Origin of the sequence: Janthinobacterium sp. SUN073 (assembly GCF_030397665.1) — a bacterium.
Lineage (GTDB): Bacteria > Pseudomonadota > Gammaproteobacteria > Burkholderiales > Burkholderiaceae_D > Janthinobacterium.
The window spans coordinates 1-4,929 of the sequence record NZ_JAPUBT010000014.1 but is presented as its reverse complement, the minus strand read 5'-3'; the positions used below and the strand labels follow the sequence as shown (position 1 = coordinate 4,929).

General features: G+C 63.7%; 1 protein-coding gene. It reads right to left on the bottom strand.

Features of this window, described 5'->3' with window-relative positions; genetic code table 11:
* The coding region (locus tag O0882_RS26055; protein ID WP_289952934.1) for a YDG domain-containing protein at window positions 1-4,929 on the bottom strand (4,929 nt) is incomplete at both ends.

Sequence of the window (4,929 nt, the reverse complement as noted above, 5' to 3'; positions counted from 1 at the left end):
GCGTTCTTGTCGGCGAAAACGCCACTCTGGTTCGTCAGATCCAGGTTCAGCGTCTCGCCGCTGACCAGGCCGCTCAATGCGCCGCCCGACAGCACGGCATTGCGCGTGCCGTCATAGTCGCGGTTTGCCGCCGTCACGCCCGTCACCGTCAACGCTTTCGGCGTGATAGTGCCCGTCACGCCGCTGGCATTGCTGAAGATGTAGTTGCTGGCCAGGCCGGTGGTGCCATCCGAGATGGTCGCACCCGCCACGGTGACGACCTTGCCGCTGCCCGCGTTCTTGTCGGCGAAAACGCCGGTCTGGTTCGTCAGGTCCAGGTTCAGCGTCTCACCGCTGATCAGGCCGCTCAATGCGCCGCCCGACAGTACGGCATTGCGCGTGCCGTCATAGTCGCGGCTTGCCGCCGTCACGCCCGTCACCGTCAACGCTTTCTGCGTGATATTAGCCACGCCGCTGGATATCGTGCTGGCCAGCGTATAGTTGCCCGCGTCCGCACCGCCCAGTGTCAGGGCGCTGACATCGACGCTCTTGCCCGTGCCCGCATTCTTGTCGCTGAACAAGCCATTGCCGGCTACACTCAGGCTGTCGGCGCCGATGATGCCGCTGAAGGTTGCCATGCCAGTCAGCGTGGCCGTGGCCGTGCCATCATAGGTCTTGTTGTTGACGCCCACGTTCGACACGCCGTTGATGGTGGCCTTGGAAATAATCGCCGTCACCCCGCTGGCGTTGCTGAAGGCGTAGTTGCTGGCCAGGCCGGTGGTGCCATCCGAGATGGTCGCGCCCGTCACGGTGACGACCTTGCCGCTGCCCGCGTTCTTGTCGGCGAAAACGCCGCTCTGGTTCGTCAGATCCAGGTTCAGCGTCTCGCCGCTGACCAGGCCGCTCAATGCGCCGCCCGACAGCACGGCATTGCGCGTGCCGTCATAGTCGCGGTTTGCCGCCGTCACGCCCGTCACCGTCAACGCTTTCGGCGTGATAGTGCCCGTCACGCCGCTGGCATTGCTGAAGATGTAGTTGCTGGCCAGGCCGGTGGTGCCATCCGAGATGGTCGCACCCGCCACAGTGACGACCTTGCCGCTGCCCGCGTTCTTGTCGGCGAAAACGCCGGTCTGGTTCGTCAGATCCAGGTTCAGCGTCTCGCCGCTGATCAGGCCGCTCAATGCGCCGCCCGACAGTACGGCATTGCGCGTGCCGTCATAGTCGCGGCTTGCCGCCGTCACGCCCGTCACCGTCAACGCTTTCTGCGTGATATTAGCCACGCCGCTGGATATCGTGCTGGCCAGCGTATAGTTGCCCGCGTCCGCACCGCCCAGTGTCAGGGCGCTGACATCGACGCTCTTGCCCGTGCCCGCATTCTTGTCGCTGAACAAGCCATTGCCGGCGACACTCAGGCTGTCGGCGCCGATGATGCCGCTGAAGGTTGCCATGCCAGTCAGCGTGGCTGTGGCCGTGCCATCATAGGTCTTGTTGTTGACGCCCACGTTCGACACGCCGTTGATGGTGGCCTTGGAAATAATCGCCGTCACCCCGCTGGCGTTGCTGAAGGCGTAGTTACTGGCCAGGCCGGTGGTGCCATCCGAGATGGTCGCGCCCGTCACGGTGACGACCTTGCCGCTGCCCGCGTTCTTGTCGGCGAAAACGCCGCTCTGGTTCGTCAGATCCAGGTTCAGCGTCTCACCACTAAGCAGGCCGCTCAATGCGCCGCCCGACAGCACGGCATTGCGCGTGCCGTCATAGTCGCGGTTTGCCGCCGTCACGCCCGTCACCGTCAACGCTTTCGGCGTGATAGTGCCCGTCACGCCGCTGGCATTGCTGAAGATGTAGTTGCTGGCCAGGCCGGTGGTGCCATCCGAGATGGTCGCACCCGCCACAGTGACGACCTTGCCGCTGCCCGCGTTCTTGTCGGCGAAAACGCCGCTCTGGTTCGTCAGGTCCAGGTTCAGCGTCTCACCGCTGACCAGGCCGCTCAATGCGCCGCCCGACAGTACGGCATTGCGCGTGCCGTCATAGTCGCGGCTTGCCGCCGTCACGCCCGTCACCGTCAGGGCCTTGGGCGTAATCATCAGGTTGCCATCGATATAGCTGACCGCATAGCCGGACTGCCCGCCCGTGGCATACAGGCCGCTGGCCGACACGCCATAACTGCCTACATTCACGGCGCCTGAGGGATTAGCTGCATACGCGACCGTACCGAGCAGGCTGGCTCCCGCCACCGTGTTCGAATACGTGACGCTATTGCTGCCGCCTGCGTAGGCCACGCCGTCATACACCTTGCTGCCATAGGAAACGCGCACGGCGATCTGCTTCATGAACGAGCGCAGGAAAGGCGCGCTCTGGCCATCGTAGGCGACCCACATCTGGCCCAGTTCCCAGCCCGCGCCCGTGTAATTCGACAAATTCTTCAACTGCGCCGTCGTCACGCTCGTGCCACCAGCGCTCGATATCTTGCCGCTGGCCGTGCTATCCCAGTAACTGCCCGTGACGCTGCCCGCGCCCGTGCCGATCAGGCCGCCGCCGGCGCCGCTCACGCTGCCATTCGCATAGCTGGTGGCGACGGTGCCGCTGTTGCTGCCCGCCAAGCCGCCCGCGCCACTGGTGCCGGTCACCGCGCCGCTGGCATAGCTATCCTTGATAGTGCCCGTGCCAGTGTTGCTGCCCACCAGGCCGCCGACATTGTTGGCGCCCGTGACGGCGCTGGTGGCAAAGCTGCCGCTGACGCTGCCGCCATTCGTGCCCACCAGAGCGCCCGTACTGTCGCCGCCAGCGACCGTGCCGCCAGACAAGCCCACATTGGCGATCACGCCGCCGCTACCGACGACGCCAAACAAGCCCACGCCCGCCACGCCCGACTTGACAATATTCAGGCTGGAAACAATATGTCCCGTGCCGTCGAGGCTACCCGTGAAGGCCGACCCTGCCGTGCCGACCGGGATGAAGCCCGTACTGCCCCACACGTCGTTGCCGTTCGCGGCCGTGCTTGCCGCGCTGAAGCTGCTGCCCAGCGTGTAGCTGGCTGCCTTGTTCATTGCCATCAATTGCAGCTGGTGCGTGGAATTAATGGTGTTCGACCATTCCGACGCCAGCATGGGGCGCGTGCCGGCGCTGGCGCCATTGATGGAACCGTCGCCGCTGACGATCACCCAGTTGTTGCCTGCCGCGCCGGCCGTGCCGGTGAAATTGAATCCTGCGAAATTACTGCCTTGCAACATCTGCGCGCTGGTCAGGCCTTGGGCAACGGTGCTTGCACCATTGCCTACATGGCCAACAGCAGTTGCCGCCGGATTCAGCGTGCTGTTGAAGTAGGCATTGACAATGGAACCACCATTGTGATCGCCAACAATAGCGCCGTTATTAATGCCGGTCGTCGTGAGCTTGCCCGAATAATATGCATTGGTGAGGGCAACACCAATGTTGTAGCCCACCACGCCGCCCACGGTGGAGTTGCCCGTCACATTGCCGGTGGCATAGCTGTTACTTATCGGGCCAGCAGACACCCCGACCAGGCCGCCGAGATTATTCGTCCCGGTCACATTACCGGTGGCATAGCTGTTCGTTACCGCGCCGCTTTCTATCCGGCCCAGCAAGCCGCCCAGGCCGGAAGCTCCCGTGACATTGCCCGTCGCATAGCTGTTCGTGACCGTGCCGCCATCCGTATTGATGGCGGCCAGGCCGCCGCCATAGCTGCCGCCCGTGCCACCGACACTGACGGCGCCCGTGGCATAGCTGTCGCTGATCGTGCCTCGGTTGAACACGGCCAGGCCGCCAGCGAAATAGTTGGCAGAGGTGGTGGCCACGGCACTGGAGCTGCCCTTGATCAAACCGCCTGCCGCATTCACGCCCACCAAGCCGCCCGCCGCGCCAAAAGCACCGGCAAGGACGGTTCCGGCGGCGCGGCTGTTACTGAGCGTACCGGCGTTGGTGCCCACCAGCGCGCCCATGTTGATGTAGCCAGAACCATGCACGGCACCGCTGCTGGACACATTTTCGATGGTGCCGTTGTTGCGGCCCGCCAGCGCGCCGATGTCGGTATACGCGGCGCCGTACGCGGCCTGCGAACCCGAAATATTGACATTGCTCAAGCTCAGGTTGCGCACGCTGCCGGCCGCGCCAATATTGCCGAACATCGCCGCCGGCGTCTCGGCGCGGTTGATGGTCAAGCCATACAGTTCATGGCCCAGGCCATCAAACTTGCCAGTAAATGGCGTGCCGGCGCTGCCGATCGGCACAAATCCCTGGCCGCTGTCCCAGCTGCCCGTGACACTGGCGTCGACATTGCTACCCAGGACATAGTTGCCAGACAAATTACCCTGCATGCCCTGCACATCGTTGCCGCTCGTGCTGTTGAAAGCGCCCAGGCTGTTGATCACCTGGTACACGGTCACGCTGCCGTTACTGCCCAGCTTGGTGCTGAAATTGTTGCCCGATGGCAGATCGACTTCCGCCTTGACGTTGTACGTGGACTGATTGCCGGCGGCGAGCGCGCTCTGGCCATATTCGAGCGCCAGGCTGGCCGTGCCCGCGCCGCGCATGGCCCTGTTGATATTGATATTGTTTTGCGCCGTCAGGGTCAGCTTGTTAGCCGACCAATTGACGTTATCGTTGACGTTGATGTTGCCTTGCGTACCGCCGGCACCCGATACGCTCTGGATCTGCACATTGCCGGACTTCAAGGAGTTGCTCAGGAAGGTGCCCGTCATGTCGCCGCCGGAGACGGCGATATTGAAGTCCGTGGGATCGATCAGCCAGGTGCCTGACATTCCCTTGGCCGACGCCGTGGTCACCTTCAGCGCAGCGTCGATTTTTACATGCGCGGCCGACGTATCGATGAAGCCGCCATTGCCACCGCCAGGCGCGCTGGCGTCCAGCGTCCCGCCCGCGTTGACCGTGCCGCTCTGCATGTCGCCCAGCAACTTGATCGTGCCGCCGCGC